Origin of the sequence: Streptomyces sp. NPDC059851 (assembly GCF_042732005.1) — a bacterium.
In the GTDB taxonomy this organism is placed as follows: domain Bacteria; phylum Actinomycetota; class Actinomycetes; order Streptomycetales; family Streptomycetaceae; genus Streptomyces.
Genome location: NZ_JBHWJJ010000004.1, coordinates 1 through 16,476 on the forward strand (window position 1 = coordinate 1; position 16,476 = coordinate 16,476).

Below are 16,476 nucleotides of genomic sequence, written 5' to 3' on the forward strand. Positions count from 1 at the left end.
GGCCAGGATCCCCCTGGCCCGGACGCCCTTCCCCGTACCGACCCGGAACCCTTCAGCGTTCTGGGCCCGTCCCCTCCCGGGGGAGGTGGACGATGTTCGGGGTGCCTGTGAGGGGGTGGGTCGTGATGTGGGTGCGGACTCCGTAGACGTCGGCCAGCAGGGCCTCCGTGAGGACCTCGGCCGGGGGACCCGAGGCGGCCGTACGGCCTGCTGCCAGGACGTAGAGGCGGTCGCAGAACGCGGCGGCGAGGTTCAGGTCGTGCAGCACGAGGAGGACGGTGGCGGGCAGGGCCCGTACCAGGGCCAGGACGTCCAGCTGGTAGCGGATGTCGAGGTGGTTCGTCGGCTCGTCCAGGACGAGCAGGCCGGTGTCCTGGGCCAGGGCGCGGGCGACGAGGGCGCGCTGGCGTTCGCCGCCGGAGAGCTCGTCGAAGCGGCGGTCCGCGAAGGCGGTCGCGCCGACGGTTTCCAGGGCTTCGGCGACGCGCCGGGCGTCGTCCGGGCCGTCCTGCTCCCAGAACCGCTTGTGCGGGCTGCGGCCCATGGCGACGACCTCGCGTACGGTCAGCCCGAGCATGCCCGTGGCATCCTGCGGGACGACCGCGGTGCGGCGGGCCCGGTCCTTGACGCCGAGCGTCGCCGCGTCCGCGCCGTCCATCAGGACGCGACCGCCCGTGGGCCGCAGGGTGCCGTACACGCAGCGCAGCAGTGTGGTCTTGCCGCTGCCGTTGGGGCCCACCACGCCGACGGTTTCACCGGGCCGGGCGGTGAGGTCGACCCCGTCGAGCAGGGTGTGTCCACCGGTCGTGTAACGCACGCCTTCCACGATGAGTTCCAGAGGGTGCGCCCCGTTCGCCCCGGTCGTGGTCATGCCAGCGCCCCCTCGGTGCGCGTGGAGCGCCTCAGCATCCACAGGAAGAACGGTCCGCCGGCCAGCGCGGTGACCACGCCGACCGGTATCTCCTCGGGCGCCGCGGCCGTACGCGCGACCAGGTCGGCCAGGAGCAGGAACACCGCCCCGCCCAGGGCGGCGACCGGCAGCAGGGCCCGGTGGCCGGCCCCGACGACCATGCGGGCGGCGTGCGGAACCATCAGCCCCACGAAGCCGATCGCCCCGCTGTACGCCACGAGCACCCCGATGACGAGGGACACGAGGACGAAGACCGCGGCGCGGAAGCGGCCCGCGTCCAGCCCCAGGGTGTGCGCGCCCTCCTCCCCGGCCAGGAGCAGGTCGAGCGGCCGGGCGAGAGCGGTCAGCAGGGCGGTACCGGCGAGCAGCACCGCGGCGGGCAGGGCCATTTCGTCGGGGCGGGCGCCGCCGAGGCCGCCCAGCGTCCATAAGAGCACGGACCGTACCTGGTCGGGGCGGGCGGCGAGCACCAGCACCAGGCTGGTGAGCGCCGAGAGGATGTACTGGACGGCGACGCCGGCGAGGACCAGCCGCCCCGTGGTCATGGTTCCGCCTCGCCGGGCCATCGCATACACGGCGACGAGCGCGCACATCGATCCGGCGAACGCGGCCGCGGGCACCCCCGCCCCACCCGCGGCGCCCGCCGTCCCGGCTCCCGCCCCGAGGACGATGACCAGGACGGCGCCGGCCGAAGCGCCAGAGGAGGCGCCGAGCAGGAACGGATCGGCGAGCTGGTTGCGCACGAGGGCCTGCAGGACCGTGCCGGCCACCGCGAGCCCGCCTCCGACGACGGCGCCGAGGAGCACCCGCGGCATCCGCACGTCCCACACGATGGAGGCGAACGCCCCGCCGCCCGGCCCCGGTCCGCGGAGCACGAGGTCGAGTACCTGGCCGGGAGCGATCCGGACCGGCCCCAGGGCGAGCCCCGCCACGGCGGACGCGAGGAGTGCGGCGGCGAGGAGGAGCAGGACCAGGGCGACGGGCGGGCGCGCGCCGCGGCGGGTCCCCCTCGTCCCGGGCCGGGTCACGGGGCGTCGGGGTGGAGCTGGCGTCCCAGTGCCTCGACGGCGTCGGCGACGCGCACGCCGAGGACGGCCGAGGACAGCGGCAGCACCGCGAACCGCCGGTTCTTGACCGCGGGAACCTCCGCGAGCGCCGGATCGTTCAACAGGCGCTGCTTCTTGGCTTCGACGGTGGTGCCGCCGTAGTCGTAGATGAGGACGACCTCGGGCTTGCGCTCGATGACCTTCTCCCACGACACGTCGCCGAAGGTGTCCTTGAGGTCGGCGAAGGTGTTCGTCCCGCCCGCGAGGGAGACGATCTCGTTGCCGATGCCGTGGCCGCCCGAGGTGAAGGCACTGTCCTCGCCTGAGTCGTAGACGAAGACGGTGGGCCGGGCCCGGTCCTTCACCCGGTCGGTGACGGCTCCGATACGGCGCTGCTCCTCCGCAATGAGCCGTTCGCCCCGCTCGGGGACGCCGAAGGTGCGGGCGAGCTCGGTGATCTCGGTCTTCAGCTGGTCCAGGCCCACCGGACCACCGGTGCAGTACTCCACGTTGAGCCGGGTGTTGATGCCCGCCTTGGCGAGCGTCTCGCGGTCGCGTCCCTGCGCCTTGTCGAAGGCGCTGGTGTAACCGCCGTAGACGAAGTCCGGGTTGGCACCGAGGAGCACCTCCTTGGACGGGTACTCCTCGGCCAGCACCTTGATCCGGTCGTACGCGGGCCGGTAGGCGGGCAGCACGGCGTCGTCGAGGTAGGCGGTGCCCGCCATCCGGTCCTGCAGGCCGAGGGCGAGCAGCAGTTCCGTGGCGTGCTGGTTCATGGTGACGGCCCGCTGCGGCGGGGCCTGGTAGGTGCTGCTGACCCCGCAGTTCGTGGCGGTGTACGGGAACCCGGGCGCGGCGGCCTCCCCCGCGGCCGTACCCGGCCCCGGCCCGCCGGGCCCACCGGGCCCGTCGCACGCGGCGAGCGGTATCAGGAGGGGAAGCGGGGCAAGTGCGCGCAGCAGGGCGCGGGAACGCGACATGGCGAAGCCTCTCCGGGGGATCCTCGTCCCCTGGTCGACGTGAAGAGGCGGCACGTCAGTATCTGGCTCCCGGCTCCGCGAGGGGGCCGGTCACAGTGGCGGGACCGCACCGGATTCGCACCGGTTTCCTGTCCTGCACCGCCGAGTTGGTCCACACCAGTTTGCCAGACCGCCACGACCGGCCGATGCGGCCGCCGCCCCTCCCGGAGACGACCCACCGCCCGGCCCATCGGACGCCTAGATCATTTGGGGGGAACGTGGGTGGTGGGGGCGGGCAGTGCCGACGGAACGCCGGCGGGTCCTGACCAACGCCACTGCGCAGTGGAATGCGGAAGGCCCAGGTCCACCTACCCGACCCGGGCCTTCGCCACAGCAGGGGCGACAGGATTCGAACCTGCGGCATTCGGTTTTGGAGACCGACGCTCTGGCCAGCTGAGCTACACCCCTTTGGTGAGGACAACCATGCCATGGCGCGGCGAGAAGATCCACTCGATTAAGGGTGCGTGTCCGCAGGAGCGGCGTCACGGCCCACTTCCCTGCCCCGGGGCGACGGCCTCGGCGGCGGGCACGACCGCCCCACCGCTGCCCGCCGACAGGGCTCTGGTGGATCCCGCTGGTGGCGCCGCGGGGGATCAGGGCCTCGGCTCCGGTCAGCGGGCCCCCACCAGGCCGGTGGATGTGGGCGGTGTCCGGCGAGGGCGGGACGCCCCGGACCTGTTTTCGAAGATCTCCTCCGAATAACTGTTATCCGGTCACCGCTCGACGGTCTCCCAGGTATCGGGCATCATCGACCGCCGGTACGGACAGGGAACCTCATATGACTACACAGCACACGGCAGAGCTGGTCGCGGCCGCCCGCGCGGGCGATCCCCGCGCGCAGGACGAGCTGGTCGGCACCTACCTGCCGCTCGTCTACAACGTCGTCGGGCGTGCTCTGAACGGGTCAGTCGACGTGGACGACGTCGTGCAGGACACGATGCTCCGCGCACTCGACGGTCTGGGCACCCTCCGCTCGGACGACAGCTTCCGGTCCTGGCTGGTGGCGATCGCGATGAACCGCGTACGGGCGTACTGGCAGGCCCGCCGCACCGCTCCCGGCGAGAGCGGCCTGGAGGCGGCCTGGGAACTCGCCGACCCGGGGGCCGACTTCGTGGACCTGACCGTCGTGCGGCTCCAGCTGGAGGGCCAGCGACGCGAGACGGCCCGTGCCACCCGCTGGCTGGAGCCCGACGACCGGGCGCTGCTGTCGCTCTGGTGGCTGGAGTGCGCGGGTGAGCTGACGCGGGCCGAGGTGGCCGCGGCGCTGGAGCTGTCCCCCCAGCACACGGCGGTGCGGGTCCAGCGGATGAAGGCACAGCTGGAGTCGGCCCGGGTGGTGGAGCGGGCGCTTGAGGCGCACCCTCCGTGCGAGATGCTCCAGTCGGTGACGGCCGGCTGGGACGGGCTTCCGTCCACGCTGTGGCGCAAGCGAATAGCCCGGCACGCCCGGGAGTGCATGCGGTGCGCGGGGCTGTGGGGCGGGCTGCTCCCGGCGGAGGGACTGCTGGCGGGCCTGGCCCTGGTGCCGGTCTCGGCGGTCCTGCTGGACAGCGTACGGTCGGCGGCTGCCGCGACGGGCGGCTTCGCCCCCGCTGGCGCGGCCTACCCGGCCTACCCGGGCGGCGACGGTGGCACGGGCGCCGGCGCAGGTTTCGGCAGCACGGGCCCCGGCGGGCCGGGCTTCGGCATCCCGGGGGGCGGCGACACGGAGCTGGCCGACGCCGCCACGCAGCTGACGCCCACCGTCTCCGCGAACGGCGGCCTCGCGGAGCCCGACCCGGCCACGGTCGGCGGCCGCAGCCTGCTGCGCAAGCGCCGGCGCAGCCGCCGCCGCGCGGTCGGCGGGGCGGTGCTCGCCGCGTGCGTCGCGGGCGGCGGCCTCGCCTACCTCGGAGGCTTCCCCGGCTCGGGCGGCAAGGAGGGCCAGGACACCGCCGCCCCGGTGAACGCGCTCTCCGCCCCGGAGTCGGCGGCCGCTTCGGCCCCCTCGTCGGCTTCGCCGTCCGCCTCCGCCTCCGCTTCGGCCTCCCCGTCCCCGTCTGCCTCGGCCTCGCCGAGCCCGTCCGCCAGCAGCACGAGCCCGAGCCCGAAGCCGACGCCGTCCAAGTCGGCCCCCCGCTCCACGGCCCCGGACCCGGCTCCCGCGCCCCAGGGCCCCGCGGGCCAGGTGGTGGCCCTGGTCAACGCCGAGCGGGCGAAGGCCGGCTGCGGCCCGCTCAAGGACGACGCGCAGCTCCGTACCGCGGCCCAGCGGCACTCCGACGACATGGCGGGCCGGGACTTCTTCTCGCACACCAGCCCCGACGGCACCGACCCGGGCGACCGGACGACGGCCGCCGGGTACCGCTGGTCGACGTACGGGGAGAACATCGCCAAGGGGCAGCAGACGCCCGAGTCGGTGATGGAGTCCTGGATGAACAGCCCCGGTCACCGCGCGAACATACTGAACTGCTCGTTCAAGGACATAGGCGTAGGAATCCACCGGAGCTCCGGTGGCCCCTGGTGGACGCAGAACTTCGGCGCCCGGTGACACCGCGCCACCCCGGCGGCGGGGGCCGGGCCCTCCCGGGGCGCGGCCGGCAGGCCCAGCTCCTCGGCGCGCAGTGCTCCGGGAGGGCGTGAGCACCACGGCGTGCGCCTGCGGGTCCGGTGCTCGGAGCACGAGAACGGGTGGCGGGGGGCGGAGACAGGCCGGATCCACGCCGTGGCGGCCGGGTGCCCGAGCCCACACGCTCGGGCGCGGACGCCCGGCCGCCGCCTCTGGCTCAGCACTGCATGCGAGAGCTGCTCAGAGCTCCTCGGCGTCCGGGTAGTGGCGCTGGAGTTCGCTGAGCACGCGCTCGTCGGCGGCCTTGATCTCCCACCACGAACTGTCCACTTCGGTGAGGACGACGACCAGCACGTCTTCGGCAAACCCACAAGCCTCCGCGTCGATCAACTGCAGGCCCGGGCTCGTCAGCGACAGCAGCGTCATGGTGTCCATCCCAGAGCCGGCGGAGCGTCGTTCCATCTCGACACAGCGCGGATCCACCATCTCGTCGATCTCAACGCGCCACGTCAACCCGAGGCCGAAGCTGCCGAGCCGAACCAACAGCTCGGCCAGCGTCACGTAATGACCTTCCCGCCAGGCACGGAAAGTGATCCCCCTCATCTCTGACCCTGCTTCAGCCGCATACGTCGACACGCCGCCCCCCTCGTTCGGCACCGAACACTAGGGCACGGGCCAGCCACCGCACACGGCCCGTCGGGCAGGTACTGGGCGGCTTTGACGAACGCCCGTACTCACGCCCAGCCGTAAAGGCCGCCCATCCTCCAACTCGGCCCGGGCTGCGTGCTGGAGGACGGGTCGGCCTTGTGCCGCAGCGTGTTCCGGGTCCTACGCGGCGGCAGTCCAGGTCCGGCCCTGCCGGTCGGATTCGTCCAGCAGGGCGGCGTAAGCCCCACGGTCATGGCGGGCTACTACGGCACCACACGGCATCGAGACCGTTCAGAGCTCCCAGTCAAGGCGTCTCGAGTTCGGGCAAGGAGAAGAAATCGGCGATCGCCTGCACCGTTCGTTCCTCGTTGTCATCCCTGTCAAGATCCGCCTTCGGCCCGATCAGGTTCGCCGCCATGAGGACGGGCAGCAGCAGATCGGGCTCCTCGCCCACTCGGCCGCACAGGTTCTCGAAGCTGAAGCCGGTGAGCAGGCTCCCGTCGCGGTAGTACTCGAACCAGGGACGGTGGGCCTTCACCAAGCACGGCTCGGTCACGAAGACGACGAGTTCGCCGCCGTCCGGGCACAGCCGCCGGTAGTCGGCAAGGTCGTGGTCGCCGCTGTCCCAGCTGAGCATGTCATGCATCATCAGCCCCCAGTCGGTTCCCTTGCCGTAAGCGAGTGGCATCCGCCGCTGGCCGAGGAGTCCTCGTGTGAGCGCGTCCAGGGACGACCCTCGGAAGAAGACGACGTTGGTCTCTTCGTGGTGCGGGAGCGCGCCGTGTATCCAGTCCGTCATACCGGGCACCGTAGGGGAACCCCCTGACACGGCCACGTGGCCGCCCGCCCTCGCCGGAACAACGGCCAGCCAGGCCAAGCCGGGCACAGGACGGGCCCACCGGTCGTCGGCATGGACGGCCAATGGATCAGTACTCGACCCCACCGGAACCGCTTGGTGCCGCCGACGACGCCGCCCGGGGGGGCGCCGGGCGGGTCCGGGTGGAGGACCGGCGGGCCGCGCAATACCCGTGCGGGGGCCCGGGTTCGCTGTCGGATGAGGACCGGCAGGCCCGGGGCGGGGGCCGGCCTCCCGCCGGAGTGGCCGAACCGCCCGCATTGGCACACCGATCGGTCGGCTTCGCTCAATTCGCGGCACATCGGCGGCTTGCCGTGTGATGAGCCGGAATTCGGAGAAGTACAGCGCTGTAAGCGTGCGGTCCGCGAGGCCCGGGGAGGCCTGGTGACATCAGTCCGACGCAGTGTCGTCCTCACAGCCGCCCTGTGCGCCGTCCTCCTTCTCGGCGGGTGCGAGGACCAGGGGGGATCTACTGCCGACGGGAACGGCGGGGTGCCCGCCCGGGGGCAGCCCGCACCGCAGATCCCGTCGGTCCTCGTCGGGGACTGGAGCGGTGGGGGCACGGACGGCTTCCGGTCCTCCGTGTGGAGCTTCCGCCCGGACGGCTCGTACCGGCAGAACATCGGCGGCGGCGTCCTCACCGGCCGCTTCACGGTCAGGGGGAGCCGGCTGGCGATGTACCCGGAGGGCGGCGGCGCACCCCTGACCTTCCAATGGGCCGTCACCCAGGACGGCCACATCCTGTACCTCGACGGCGAGAGCTACGTCCGCTTCACCTGACCCGGCAACCCCGCAGCGGAGCCGCACTCCAGCAACCCCCGCAAGGCACCGACGCGCCGTGCGCGACGTCAGCCCGCCTCCGCCGCCCGGGGAACGCCCGCGGTGAGCATGTCCACCAGGTGGTCCAGTGCCTCCGCCGCACCCTCGCCGTCGGCCACGGTCTCCGGTGCGGTGTGGGGCACGGCCCGCCGGAGCTCGATCCACCCGAGGTAGGCGGCGTAGGCGGCGACCGCACGCTGCCGGGCGCTGCTGGGCGGCAGCCCGAGGTCGCAGAAGAGGGCGGTGAGGTAGTCCAGCCGGGTACGGGTGACCCGTTGGAGCACTTCGGCGACGGCCGGGTGGTCGACCTGGGCGACGATGGCCGGTTCGAGGCCGGCGATCTCCTCGTCCCCGAGGGCCACGGCGAACAGCGCCCTGGCCCTTTTCAAGGGGTCCCGCTCCGCATTGACCTCCTCGATGACCTCGCCCGTGGCCAGGCGCTCCCATGCCTCCAGCGCGGCGACGAGCAGCGCCTCGCGGTTCTTGAAGTGCCAGTAGAAGCTGCCGCGGCTGACGGCGAGCTCCTTGGCGAGCACGTCGACCGCGACCGCGGCGACGCCGCCCCGGGCGAGCGCCGCGAGCGCCGCCATCGTCCAGTCGTCCTTGGTGACCTTCCCCTTCGCCATGTTCCGTACGCTACTGTATGGATCATCCATACAGCACTGTATGGAACGCCTTTCGGGGAAGGGGACCAGTCATGCCCGCCAACCAGAACGAGCGCACGGAAGCCGGAGTCAAGGCGGCGGCGGGGGTCGCCGCCACCGGCTTGATCGCCGCGGGCGCGCTGCACGCGCTGTGGACCGTCGACCCGTGGCCGCTGGGCTCGGCGGCCGAGTTCGCCGAAACGGTGGTGGGGGTGACCGAGGACCGGCTGCCCCCGGTTCCGCTGACCCTGGCCGTCGCCGCGGCCCTCGGCGCGGCCGGGTACCTCGTCCTCAGCAACGGCGGGATCACCCGGACCGTCGGGCCGCAGAAGCTCAACCGGGCCGGGCTCTGGACGCTCGCCGGAGTGCTGGCCGCCCGCGGGATGGGCGGCCTGGCCACCTCGGGACTGGGGGTGGGCTCCGCCCCCGAGACCTACCGGCACTGGGACCTGGTCCTGTACTCGCCGCTCTGCCTGGCCCTGGCCGGCCTGACGGGCTTCGTGGCCCGCCGCACCGCCGACCGCCGGACCACCGCCCGCCGGACCGGCCGCGACCAGGCCCGGACCCGCGTCACGCAGTAGCGCCCGCACCCGCCGCGCGAGATAGGTTCACACTGCACCTTTCGGTCGGAGGGAACCGGATGCAGACCATCGAGACAAATCCCCCATAGCCCTGCTTCGAGTTCCAGCCGACTCCGCGGTGTGACCCCGCACATACCCGGCAGGGTGCAGCAGAAGAAATTACTGTCCAGTAAGATGATTTTCGAGGATCTTCCCGTTCCGACCGTTCGAACCGGCCGGAACGGGAAGATCGACCAAATTGTTCTATTGGCAACTTATCGCCCCATGTCCGGATAGAGGTCAACTCTCCGTGACCGCCTGATAACCCTTCGGGCCATGAACAAGATCACCCGCCGGCAGGCCTTGGGCACCACCGCCGGCGCACTCACCGCTCTCGGCATCGCCGGCGCCACCGCGCACGCAGCCGCCACCGACTCCCGCGCCTCGCAACCCGTAGGCGCGGTCGACGAGGTGTACCAGGGCCGCCGCATCCAGATCACCCCCGCCCAGGGCGGCCACCACGGCGGCCACCACGGTGGCCACTCCGCCGGACTGCCCACGGTCCGGATAGACGGCCGCGAGCTGCACGTGATGCGCAACGCGGACGGCACCTGGATCAGCGTGGTCAACCACTACGAGACCTTCACCGACCCCCGCACGCTCGCCCGCGCCGCCGTGCGCGAGCTCCAGGGCGCCGTCCTCGCCCCGTTCGCGCCCATGGGAGGCTCGGCATGACCGTCCGCAAGAACCAGGCCACGCTCACCGCCGAGGAGAAGCGCGCCTTCACCAACGCGGTGCTCGAACTCAAGCGCACCGGGGTGTTCGACCGGTTCGTCACCACGCACAACGGCTTCATCATGAGCGACACCGACTCCGGCGACCGGGTCGGCCACCGCTCCCCCTCCTTCCTGCCGTGGCACCGCCGCTTCCTGATCGAGTTCGAGGCCGAGCTGCAGAAGGTGGACCCGAAGGTCGCCCTCCCGTACTGGGACTGGACCGTCGACCGCACCTCCCGCGCCTCCATCTGGTCCCCCGACTTCATGGGCGGCACCGGCCGGGCGCGCGACGGCCAGGTCATGGACGGGCCGTTCGCGTACTCGGGCGGGAAGTTCCCCATCAACGTACGGGTGGACGGACGCAACTACCTGCGGCGCTCGCTCGGCTCCGGCGTGGCCGAGCTGCCGACCAAGGCCGAGGTCGACGCCGTCCTGAACATGCCGGTCTACGACACGGCCCCCTGGAACAGCTCCTCGAACGGCTTCCGCAACCACCTGGAGGGCTGGCGCGGCGCCAACCTGCACAACCGGGTGCACGTATGGGTCGGCGGGCAGATGGCGACCGGCGTCTCCCCCAACGACCCGGTGTTCTGGATGCACCACGCCTACGTCGACAAGCTGTGGGCCGAGTGGCAGGCCCGCCACCCGCAGTCGGCCTACCTGCCGGCCGCCGGCACGGCGAACGTGGTGGACCTCAACGACACCATGCGGCCGTGGAACGACGTCACCCCGGCCGACATGCTGGACCACCGGAAGTTCTACACCTTCGACACCGAGCCGGCCGCCGCCGCCAGCCAGCGGTAGTGCAGCTCGGGGCGGCCCACCTGGCCGTACCGGGGGGTGCGGTCCGCGCGGCCGGTGTCCACCAGGTGCTCCAGGTAGCGGCGGGCGGTGATCCGCGAGATCCCGGCCGCTTCCGCCGCCCCGGCCGCGGTCAGCCCCTCGGGTGAGGACCGCAGCAGCGCGGCGACCCGGTCCAGGGTCGGCGCGCTGAGCCCCTTCGGCAGCTCCGCGGGCAGCGGGGTGCGCAGGGCGGCGAGCGCCCGGTCCACGTCGTCCTGTCCCGCCGCCTCCCCCGCCGCCGAACGGAACTCGGCGTAGCGCAAGAGCCGTTCGCGCAGCGTCGGAAAGGCGAAGGGCTTCAGCACGTACTGGACCACCCCGAGCGAGACGCTCTCGCGGACCACGGCCAGATCCCGCGCCGAGGTCACCACGATCACGTCGACCGGATGCCCGGCGGCCCGCAGCCCGCGCGCGAAGCGCAGCCCGTGGCCGTCGGGCAGTCCCAGGTCCAGCAGCAGCAGGTCGACGCGGGTCCGCTCCAAGATCCGGGTGGCCTCCGCCAGCGAGTGGACCGCGCCGACCGCGGTGAAGCCGGGCACCCGGCCGACGTACAGCGCGTGCGCATCGGCGGCGACGGGGTCGTCCTCGACCACCAGCACGCGCACCGCGGACCCTGTGCCCGCACCCGTCCCGGTCATGCCGGCACCCCCTTCGCAATGGGCAGTCGTACGGTGAACTCGGCTCCCCCACCCGGAACTTCGGCGGCCTCCGCGCTACCTCCGTGCCGCAGGGCGACCTGCCGGACGAGCGCGAGGCCGAGACCCCGCCCCTCCCCCTTTCCCGACCAGCCCCGCCGGAACACCTCGGCCGCGACCCCCTCGGGCAGGCCGGGCCCGTTGTCGGCCACGCGGATCAGCAGCCCTTCCTCCTCCGGACGGACCGTGACCTCGATCCGGGCCCCGGGAACACCGGTCAGCGCGTCCACGGCGTTGTCGAGGAGGTTGCCGAGCACGGTGACGAGGTCGCGGGCCGGCAGCTCCTGGACTGCGCCGGCGCCGCGGCCGGATTCTACGGCGTGGCTGTCCCGGGTCACGACCAGCTCGACCCCGCGCTCGTGCGCCTGGGCGGCCTTGCCCAGCAGCAGGGCCACCAGCACCGGCTCGCCGACGGCGGTGACGACCTCGTCGGTGAGGGCCTGGGCCAGCTGGAGTTCGGCGGTGGCGAACTCCACCGCCTCGTCAGCACGGCCGAGTTCGATGAGCGACACCACGGTGTGCAGCCGGTTGGCCGCCTCGTGCGCCTGGGACCGCAGCGCCTGGGTGAACCCGCGCTCGTGGTCCAACTCGCCGGTCAGGGACTGCAGTTCCGTATGGTCGCGCAGGGTGACAACGGTGCCGCGGCGGCCGCCGCCCGCGACGGGCGCGCTGCTGAGGACCAGCACCCGCTCCGCGGTCAGGTGCACCTCGTCCACCCGCGACCGGTCGGCGAGCAGCGCCCCGGTCAGCGGCGGCGGCAGCCCCAGGTCGGCGACCGACCGGCCCCGCAGGTCCCCGTGCAGGCCGAGCAGTTCGCGGCCGGCGTCGTTGATGAGGGTGATCCGGCGCTGCCCGTCGAGCATCAACAGGCCTTCGCGGACGGCGTGCAGGGCCGCCTGGTGGTAGTCGTAGACGCGGCTGAGCTCGGCCGCGTTCATGCCGTGCGTGTGCCGGCGCAGCCGGGCGTTGACGACGTACGTGCCGACCGCGCCGAGGGCGAGCGCTCCCACCGCGACCCAGACGAGGGCCGAGAGCTGGGCGGCCAGGCGGGCGCTGATCACGCGGACCGTGATGCCGGAGCTGACCATGCCGACGACGCGACCGTCGTCGAGGAGCGGGGTCACCACGCGGATCGAGGGGCCGAGGGTGCCGGTGTAGGTCTCGCTGAAGGTCTCCCCGCGCAGGGCGGGGGCGGTGTTGCCGAGGAAGGGCTCACCGATGCGCTGGGGGTCGGGGTGGGTCCAGCGCCGCCCGTCCGGGGCCATGATCGTCACGAAGTCCACCTCCGAGTCGACGCGGACGCGCTCGGCGTAGGGCTGCAGCCGGGCCGTCGGACCGTTGCCGCCCGCGGCCTCCCGTACGGCCTCCAGCACGGAGGGCGAGTCGGCGACGGCGCGGGCCACGGCCCCGGCCTGGCGCCGGGCGGCGTCCTCGGCCTGCCCGCGGGCGGTGGCGTACGCGAAGACGGCACAGCCGGCGACGACCACGGCGACGAGCAGCACCTGCATGGCGAAGAGCTGGCCGGCGAGGCTGCGCGGCGGACGGGGGAAGCGGAGCATGGCGCTCAGTGTGCACCGCGGCATGAACTCAATGAACGCAACGGTGACCGGGGTCACAGTGCTGGGCGATGGTCTGCGGGACGATTTTCCCCACCAGGAGGCGAACGTGGCCGCCAGACGCGACAAGACCCATTACCTGTACATCGCGGTGATCGCCGCGGTGGTCCTCGGCATCACCGTCGGCTTCGCCGCCCCCGGCATGGCCGTGGAGCTCAAACCGCTGGGCACCGGCTTCGTGAACCTCATCAAGATGATGATCTCGCCGGTGATCTTCTGCACGATCGTGCTGGGCATCGGGTCGGTCCGCAAGGCTGCGAAGGTGGGTGCCGTGGGCGGACTCGCCCTCGGCTACTTCATGATCATGTCGACGGTGGCGCTGGCCATCGGCCTCGTGGTCGGGAACCTGCTGGAGCCGGGCAGCGGCCTGCACCTGACGGAGGCGGCGAAGCACGCGGGCGAGGCCCAGGCCAAGGCGGGCGAGGCGCAGACGACGCAGGAGTTCCTGCTCGGGATCATCCCGACGACGCTGGTGTCCGCCTTCACCGGCGGGCAGGTGCTGCAGACCCTGCTGGTGGCGCTGCTGTGCGGCTTCGCGCTGCAGGCCATGGGCCGGGCGGGCGAACCGGTGCTGCGCGGGATCGGGCACGTGCAGAAGTTGGTGTTCCGGGTGCTGGCGATGATCATGTGGGCGGCGCCGGTGGGCGCGTTCGGCGCGATCGCGGCGGTGGTCGGGGCCACCGGGATCGACGCGCTGAAGTCGCTGGCCGTCATCATGATCGGCTTCTACGTGACCTGCCTGCTGTTCGTGTTCGTCGTGCTCGGCGCCCTGCTGCGGCTGTGCACCGGGATCGGCGTCCTGGCGCTGCTGCGCTACCTGGGCCGGGAGTTCCTGCTCATCCTGTCGACCTCCTCGTCCGAATCGGCCCTTCCGCGGCTCATCGCCAAGATGGAGCACCTGGGCGTCTCCAAGCCGGTGGTCGGCATCACCGTGCCGACGGGCTACTCCTTCAACCTGGACGGGACCGCGATCTACCTGACGATGTCCTCGCTGTTCGTCGCGGAGGCCATGGGCAAGCCGCTCGCCCTGGGCGAGCAGGTCTCGCTGCTGCTGTTCATGATCATCGCTTCGAAGGGTGCCGCCGGTGTGACCGGCGCGGGTCTTGCCACCCTGGCCGGCGGGCTGCAGACGCACCGGCCGGAGCTGGTCGAGGGCGTCGGCCTGATCGTGGGCATCGACCGGTTCATGAGCGAGGCCCGCGCCCTGACGAACTTCGCCGGCAACGCGGTGGCCACGGTGCTCATCGGCACCTGGACCAAGGAGTTCGACCGCGAGCGGGCCGCCGAAGTCCTCGCGGGCCGGCTGCAGTTCGACGAAGCCACGCTGGTCGACGACGCGCACGGTACGGAACCCCCCTCCGTACCCGGCCAGTCGGCCGCCGCGAGGGACGGCGTACCGGCCTGACCGGTGCGCCGGCCGCGGGCCGGTCGGGCTGGGCTCGCCCCCACGGTGCCCAGCCCGGCCGGCCCGTCGATTCCACCGATCATTTTCAGCCACTCGAACTTCAATTCGGCTGCGCTAAAAGTTACTTCCGTCGAGGGGCACGCGTCTGACATCTTGCGTCCACCACTCGTTTCGTACCGCCCGGTAACTGCCCACGGCACACCGGGTCATCGGAGGACGCATTGATACCCCACATATCCGGCCGACCCCGACGTACCCTGGTTCTGGCCGCGTCACTCGGCGCGGCCCTGACCTTCGGCGCCCCCGCGGCGTTCGCCGGCACCCCCGTGGTGCCGTCCGCCCCGTCGGCCGCGGCCCCCGCCGCCAAGGCCCCGGCCGCGGCGCCGGCTTCCCAGAGTGCGACCTGGGCCGCCGGCACCCGCGCCTACCTCGTGATCACCGCCCCCGGTGACAACTCGGCGATCCGCTCGGCCGTCACCGCCAACGGCGGCACGGTCTTCTCGGCGTTCGACGCCATCGGCGTGATCGTCGCCCACTCCTCCTCCGCCAACTTCGCGACCGCCATGCGGGGCGTCACCGGCGTGCAGCAGGTGGGTGCGACCCGTACCTCGGACATTCCGGCCGACGCCTACAACCCGGCGCTGCCCGCCAACCCGTCGCAGTCGACGACCCCGGCCGGCGAGCCCGTCCGCGCCGACATGAGCCAGATCAAGGCCGACCAGGCCTGGGCCGTGACCACCGGCTCGTCCGCGGTCAAGGTCGGCATCCTCGACACCGGCGTGGACGACCAGCACCAGGACCTGGCCCCGAACTTCAACGCCGCCGACTCGGTCTCCTGCGCCTACGGCAAGCCGGACACGCGCGCCGGAGCCTGGCGGGACGTCGGCGACCACGGCACGCACGTCGCCGGCACGGTGGCGGCCGCCAAGAACGGCAAGGGCGTCATCGGCGTGGCCCCGAGCGTGAAGATCTCCTCCGTCCGCATCGCCGAGCCGAACACCTCGCTCTTCTTCGCCGAGAACACCATCTGCGGCTTCATGTGGGCCGGCGACCACGGCTTCAAGGTCACCAACAACAGCTACTACACGGACCCGTGGCAGTTCAACTGCCCGGACAACGCCGACCAGGCCGCCATCATCGAGGGCGTGCGGCGCGCCCAGGAGTACGCCGAGGGCAAGGGTTCGCTCCAGGTCGCCGCGGCGGGCAACGAGAACTACGACCTCGCCAACAAGACGACCGACAGCGCCAGCCCGAACGACTCCACGCCGGTCACCCGGACCATCACCAACGCCTGCCTCGACATCCCGACCGAGCTGCCGGGCGTGGTGACGGTCGCCGCCAACGGCGACGGCGTCACGAAGGCCTCCTTCTCCAACTTCGGCCGTGGTGTGATCGACGTCTCCGCTCCGGGCAGCAACGTCTACTCCACCGTCCCCGGCGGCAAGTACGGTTCCAAGAGCGGTACTTCGATGGCCTCCCCGCACGTGGCGGGTGTTGCCGCGCTCATCGCCAGCACCAACCCCGGCATCACCCCGGCGCAGATCCGCGAGAAGCTGGCCGTGCAGGCCAACGACATCCCCTGCCCGGCCGACGGCCGCTGCACCGGCACCACCGCCAACAACGGCTTCTTCGGCGAGGGCCAGGTCGACGCGCTGAAGGCGGTGGGCACGCCGCCGCCCGGCAAGTTCTTCGAGAACACCGGTGACTTCGCCATCGGCGACAACACCACCGTGGAGAGCCCGATCACCGTCAGCGGCGTCACCGGAAACGCGCCTTCCACCCTCAAGGTGGGCGTGAAGATCGTGCACACCTACATCGGCGACCTGAAGGTGGACCTCATCGCTCCGGACGGCACCGTGTACACGGTGCACAACCGGGCCGGCGGCACCACCGACAACATCAACCAGGTCTACACGGTCAACGCCTCCTCCGAGGTGGCGAACGGCACCTGGAAGCTCCGGGTGAACGACAACGCGGGTGGCGACACCGGCCGGATCGACGCCTGGAACCTCACCTTCTGACACAGGACGTCATAGGCGTCACAGGCGTTACCGCACGCACACACGCGGGCCATCGGGGAGCGGCCGTCCG

General features: G+C 72.2%; 15 protein-coding genes, 1 tRNA gene and 1 riboswitch. Of the genes, 7 read left to right on the forward strand and 9 right to left on the reverse strand.

The annotated features are described in order from the left end of the window. Positions 1-52 precede the first annotated feature (52 nt). The 4 genes from ACFV7Q_RS01755 to ACFV7Q_RS01770 all read right to left on the reverse strand — a co-directional run bounded on the left by ACFV7Q_RS01755 (position 53) and on the right by ACFV7Q_RS01770 (position 3,383). A complete protein-coding gene (locus ACFV7Q_RS01755) occupies positions 53-871 on the reverse strand; it encodes an ABC transporter ATP-binding protein (protein ID WP_385422462.1) in 819 nt (272 codons plus the stop codon). Beyond that, positions 868-1,938, reverse strand: coding sequence for a FecCD family ABC transporter permease (locus ACFV7Q_RS01760; protein WP_385422464.1), 1,071 nt, complete (start codon positions 1,936-1,938; stop codon positions 868-870). The genes ACFV7Q_RS01755 and ACFV7Q_RS01760 overlap by 4 nt, the downstream gene beginning before the upstream one ends. Continuing rightward, the gene (locus tag ACFV7Q_RS01765) at positions 1,935-2,936 is read right to left on the reverse strand and encodes an ABC transporter substrate-binding protein (protein WP_385422466.1); all 1,002 of its coding nucleotides are present in this window, start codon (positions 2,934-2,936) and stop codon (positions 1,935-1,937) included. The genes ACFV7Q_RS01760 and ACFV7Q_RS01765 overlap by 4 nt, the downstream gene beginning before the upstream one ends. Before the next feature lie 35 nt (positions 2,937-2,971). Continuing rightward, positions 2,972-3,108, reverse strand: a riboswitch (cobalamin riboswitch). A 201-nt stretch (positions 3,109-3,309) separates the two neighbouring features. Further along, a tRNA-Trp gene (locus ACFV7Q_RS01770) sits at positions 3,310-3,383 on the reverse strand. 370 nt (positions 3,384-3,753) lie between these two features. Between ACFV7Q_RS01770 and ACFV7Q_RS01775 the strand changes: the two genes are divergently transcribed. Further along, positions 3,754-5,505, forward strand: coding sequence for a sigma-70 family RNA polymerase sigma factor (locus ACFV7Q_RS01775; RefSeq protein ID WP_385422468.1), 1,752 nt, complete (start codon positions 3,754-3,756; stop codon positions 5,503-5,505). 258 nt (positions 5,506-5,763) lie between these two features. Here the strand turns inward: ACFV7Q_RS01775 and ACFV7Q_RS01780 are convergent, their stop codons facing one another. Beyond that, positions 5,764-6,084 (reverse strand): hypothetical protein, encoded by a 321-nt coding sequence (locus ACFV7Q_RS01780; protein WP_385422470.1) that lies wholly within the window; start codon positions 6,082-6,084, stop codon positions 5,764-5,766. A 391-nt stretch (positions 6,085-6,475) separates the two neighbouring features. Beyond that, positions 6,476-6,970 (reverse strand): hypothetical protein, encoded by a 495-nt coding sequence (locus ACFV7Q_RS01785; protein ID WP_385422472.1) that lies wholly within the window; start codon positions 6,968-6,970, stop codon positions 6,476-6,478. Positions 6,971-7,411: 441 nt separating this feature from the next. On the opposite strand from ACFV7Q_RS01785, the gene ACFV7Q_RS01790 reads away from it, so the two are divergent. Further along, entirely contained in the window at positions 7,412-7,807 is a 396-nt protein-coding gene (locus ACFV7Q_RS01790) for a hypothetical protein (protein ID WP_385422474.1), read from the forward strand. A 68-nt stretch (positions 7,808-7,875) separates the two neighbouring features. On the opposite strand, the gene ACFV7Q_RS01795 is transcribed toward ACFV7Q_RS01790, so the two are convergent. Beyond that, positions 7,876-8,472, reverse strand: coding sequence for a TetR/AcrR family transcriptional regulator (locus ACFV7Q_RS01795; RefSeq protein ID WP_385422476.1), 597 nt, complete (start codon positions 8,470-8,472; stop codon positions 7,876-7,878). A gap of 71 nt (positions 8,473-8,543) precedes the next feature. Here ACFV7Q_RS01795 and ACFV7Q_RS01800 point away from each other — a divergent pair, with 71 nt between their 5' ends. The 3 genes from ACFV7Q_RS01800 (at position 8,544) to ACFV7Q_RS01810 (ending at position 10,630) form a co-directional block, all read left to right on the forward strand. Further along, positions 8,544-9,071 carry a DUF3995 domain-containing protein gene (locus tag ACFV7Q_RS01800; protein WP_385422478.1) on the forward strand — a complete coding sequence of 176 codons (528 nt, stop codon included), beginning with the start codon at positions 8,544-8,546 and terminating at the stop codon, positions 9,069-9,071. 315 nt (positions 9,072-9,386) lie between these two features. Beyond that, a complete protein-coding gene (locus tag ACFV7Q_RS01805) occupies positions 9,387-9,785 on the forward strand; it encodes a tyrosinase cofactor (protein WP_385422480.1) in 399 nt (132 codons plus the stop codon). Continuing rightward, on the forward strand, positions 9,782-10,630 hold the full coding sequence (locus ACFV7Q_RS01810; protein WP_385422482.1) for a tyrosinase family protein: 849 nt from the start codon (positions 9,782-9,784) through the stop codon (positions 10,628-10,630). The genes ACFV7Q_RS01805 and ACFV7Q_RS01810 overlap by 4 nt, the downstream gene beginning before the upstream one ends. On the opposite strand, the gene ACFV7Q_RS01815 is transcribed toward ACFV7Q_RS01810, so the two are convergent. Then, positions 10,585-11,307 (reverse strand): response regulator, encoded by a 723-nt coding sequence (locus ACFV7Q_RS01815; protein ID WP_385422484.1) that lies wholly within the window; start codon positions 11,305-11,307, stop codon positions 10,585-10,587. The genes ACFV7Q_RS01810 and ACFV7Q_RS01815 overlap by 46 nt on opposite strands. Further along, entirely contained in the window at positions 11,304-12,923 is a 1,620-nt protein-coding gene (locus ACFV7Q_RS01820; protein WP_385422486.1) for an ATP-binding protein, read from the reverse strand. Before ACFV7Q_RS01820 ends, ACFV7Q_RS01815 begins: the two co-directional genes overlap by 4 nt. A 106-nt stretch (positions 12,924-13,029) precedes the next feature. On the opposite strand from ACFV7Q_RS01820, the gene ACFV7Q_RS01825 reads away from it, so the two are divergent. Further along, complete coding sequence (locus tag ACFV7Q_RS01825) at positions 13,030-14,385, forward strand: cation:dicarboxylate symporter family transporter (protein WP_385422488.1); 1,356 nt, start codon at positions 13,030-13,032, stop codon at positions 14,383-14,385. Positions 14,386-14,606: 221 nt separating this feature from the next. After that, the gene (locus tag ACFV7Q_RS01830) at positions 14,607-16,406 is read left to right on the forward strand and encodes a S8 family serine peptidase (RefSeq protein WP_385422490.1); all 1,800 of its coding nucleotides are present in this window, start codon (positions 14,607-14,609) and stop codon (positions 16,404-16,406) included. Positions 16,407-16,476 lie beyond the last annotated feature (70 nt).

Excerpts from the sequence above, each read along its gene's own strand:
- ACFV7Q_RS01755 (WP_385422462.1), bottom strand. The coding sequence starts at position 871 with ATGACCACGACCGGGGCGAACGGGGCGCACCCTCTGGAACTCATCGTG.
- ACFV7Q_RS01765 (WP_385422466.1), bottom strand. The coding sequence starts at position 2,936 with ATGTCGCGTTCCCGCGCCCTGCTGCGCGCACTTGCCCCGCTTCCCCTC.
- ACFV7Q_RS01775 (WP_385422468.1), top strand. The coding sequence starts at position 3,754 with ATGACTACACAGCACACGGCAGAGCTGGTCGCGGCCGCCCGCGCGGGC.
- ACFV7Q_RS01785 (WP_385422472.1), bottom strand. The coding sequence starts at position 6,970 with ATGACGGACTGGATACACGGCGCGCTCCCGCACCACGAAGAGACCAAC.
- ACFV7Q_RS01795 (WP_385422476.1), bottom strand. The coding sequence starts at position 8,472 with ATGGCGAAGGGGAAGGTCACCAAGGACGACTGGACGATGGCGGCGCTC.
- ACFV7Q_RS01800 (WP_385422478.1), top strand. The coding sequence starts at position 8,544 with ATGCCCGCCAACCAGAACGAGCGCACGGAAGCCGGAGTCAAGGCGGCG.
- ACFV7Q_RS01805 (WP_385422480.1), top strand. The coding sequence starts at position 9,387 with ATGAACAAGATCACCCGCCGGCAGGCCTTGGGCACCACCGCCGGCGCA.
- ACFV7Q_RS01810 (WP_385422482.1), top strand. The coding sequence starts at position 9,782 with ATGACCGTCCGCAAGAACCAGGCCACGCTCACCGCCGAGGAGAAGCGC.
- ACFV7Q_RS01815 (WP_385422484.1), bottom strand. The coding sequence starts at position 11,307 with ATGACCGGGACGGGTGCGGGCACAGGGTCCGCGGTGCGCGTGCTGGTG.
- ACFV7Q_RS01820 (WP_385422486.1), bottom strand. The coding sequence starts at position 12,923 with ATGCTCCGCTTCCCCCGTCCGCCGCGCAGCCTCGCCGGCCAGCTCTTC.